Origin of the sequence: Amycolatopsis kentuckyensis, from assembly GCF_002155975.1 — a bacterium.
GTDB lineage: Bacteria > Actinomycetota > Actinomycetes > Mycobacteriales > Pseudonocardiaceae > Amycolatopsis > Amycolatopsis kentuckyensis.
In genome coordinates this window covers 1-1,961 of the sequence record NZ_MUMI01000730.1, presented here as the reverse complement: position 1 = coordinate 1,961, position 1,961 = coordinate 1, and the positions used below count along the sequence as shown (strand labels likewise).

Sequence of the window (1,961 nt, the reverse complement as noted above, 5' to 3'; positions counted from 1 at the left end):
CGGTCCCGGCGCCGGGACCGCGTCGAGACACTGCTGGCGAAGATGAGCCCGGCGGGCCGCCTCGCCCTGGCCGCCGGGCTGCGGGAGTACCAGGCCTTGGCGGAGGCGGCCGGGGACCCCCCGGAGTTGCATTCCTGATACAACTGTTGTTATATGACAACCAATCAGTCGGCGTACAGCAGAGCGCGCCCCGAACCCGGAGGAGGCCGTCGTTGCCCGTCACGGACGACAGCCAGGTCCGCTCGGTCCTGGCGCGCATGCTGGAGGAAGACCGGTCGTCGCTGGCCCGCGACTGGGCCGGGCAGGAGCCGCGCGACGGTGACCGGAGCGGGCAGGAGCTGCGCCGCGAGGCCGTCGAGCTGCTGGAAGCGCTCCGGGACGCGCTGGGCGGCACGCTCCCGGTGTCCCGGATCGTCGACCAGGATCCGGCGGTGCGGGACGCGCTGACGTCGCTGTCGGAGCGACGGGCCCGCGCGGGCGCCCAGCCGTCGGCCACCGCCATGGCGATCCTCGCGCTCAAGCGCACGATGCTGAGCGCGATCGAGCGGCACACCGACGATTCCGCCCTGCGCTACCGGGCGGCGCTGCTGGTCAACGAACTGCTCGACAGCGCGGGCGTACTGACGTTCGAGGTCTACTCCGCCGGCCGCGAGCGGATCATCCGCGAGCAGCACAGCCAGATGCTCGAGCTGTCCACGCCCGTGGTGCGGCTGTGGCGCCACGTCCTCGCGGTGCCGCTGATCGGCACGCTCGACAGCGCCCGCACCCAGGTCGTGATGAACAGCCTCCTGGAAGCGATCCAGGCCAACGAGGCGCGGGTGGCGATCATCGACATCACCGGCGTCCCGACCGTCGACACCGCGGTCGCGCACCACCTGCTGCAGACGGTCAGCGCCGTCCGGCTGATGGGCGCGGAGTGCGTGATCAGCGGCATCCGGCCGTCGATCGCCCAGACCATCACCCAGCTGGGCATCGACCTCTCGCACATCGTCACCCGCGGCTCGCTGGCCGACGCGCTGGCGACCGCGATGCAGCTGCTCGGCGACAGCGCCCGCCCGGGCGCGGTGGCCGGGTGAACGCCGGCCTGCCGATCCTGCGCCTGGGGGACATCCTGCTCAGCGGGCTGCTGAGCGACCTGGACGACAAGACGGCCCTCGCGTTCACCGACGAGCTGACCACGCGGATCGCGAACGAGGGCATCCGCGGGGTCATCGTCGACATCTCCCGGCTGGAGATCATCGACTCGTTCGTCGCGCGCGTGCTCATGGAACTGGCGGGTACCGGGCGGCTGCTCGGCACGCGGATGATCGTGGCGGGGATGCGCCCGACCGTCGCACTGACCCTGACCGAGCTCGGGCTGCAGCTCACCGGCGTCCAGACCGCCCTCAACGCCGAACAGGCGATGGAGCTGCTGGGCTGGCGCCGACCCGCCGAAGAAGCGCCCCATGCTTCCTGACGAGCGGACCGTCCCGTCCGGCGAGCACCCGGTCCGGGTGGAGGAGGACCTGCTCGCGGCCCGGCACGCCGTGCGGGCGGCCGCGGTCGCCGCCGGGTTCACCATCGTCGACCAGACGAAGATCGTGACCGCGGCCAGCGAACTGGTCCGCAACGCCTACATCCACGGCGGCGGCGGCACGATGACCGTCGAAACCGTGCGGGACCCGGTCGGGCGGCTCGGGCTGCGGCTGCGGGTGCGCGACGAAGGGCCCGGGATCGCCGACGTCGCCCAGGCGATGACCGACGGGTTCAGCACCGGCGCGGGGCTCGGGCACGGCCTCGGCGGCACCCGACGGCTGGTCGACGAGTTCGACCTCGACACCGCACCCGGCCGCGGCACGACCGTCACGGTCGTGCGCTGGAAGCCATGACCGCGACCGTGGCCGGCCTGACGCGCCAGATCCGCGTCGACCACCCCAGCGCCGGGTACGCCGCCGCCCGCGTCGCCCGCGAAGCCGCGCACG

3 protein-coding genes are annotated in these 1,961 nt (G+C 72.9%); all 3 read left to right on the top strand.

What is annotated here, in order from left to right; all coding sequences use genetic code 11:
* Nucleotides 1-257 precede the first annotated feature (257 nt).
* The 3 genes from CCN39_RS46795 to CCN39_RS46785 are packed head-to-tail and all read left to right on the top strand — an operon-like array spanning nt 258 to nt 1,868.
* Nucleotides 258-1,076: an STAS domain-containing protein gene (locus CCN39_RS46795; RefSeq protein ID WP_434781167.1), complete on the top strand. Its 819-nt coding sequence runs from the start codon at nt 258-260 to the stop codon at nt 1,074-1,076.
* Nucleotides 1,073-1,456, top strand: coding sequence for an STAS domain-containing protein (locus CCN39_RS46790; protein ID WP_086853557.1), 384 nt, complete (start codon nt 1,073-1,075; stop codon nt 1,454-1,456). The genes CCN39_RS46795 and CCN39_RS46790 overlap by 4 nt, the downstream gene beginning before the upstream one ends.
* Nucleotides 1,446-1,868, top strand: coding sequence for an ATP-binding protein (locus tag CCN39_RS46785; RefSeq protein WP_086853555.1), 423 nt, complete (start codon nt 1,446-1,448; stop codon nt 1,866-1,868). The genes CCN39_RS46790 and CCN39_RS46785 overlap by 11 nt, the downstream gene beginning before the upstream one ends.
* Nucleotides 1,869-1,961: the final 93 nt, after the last annotated feature.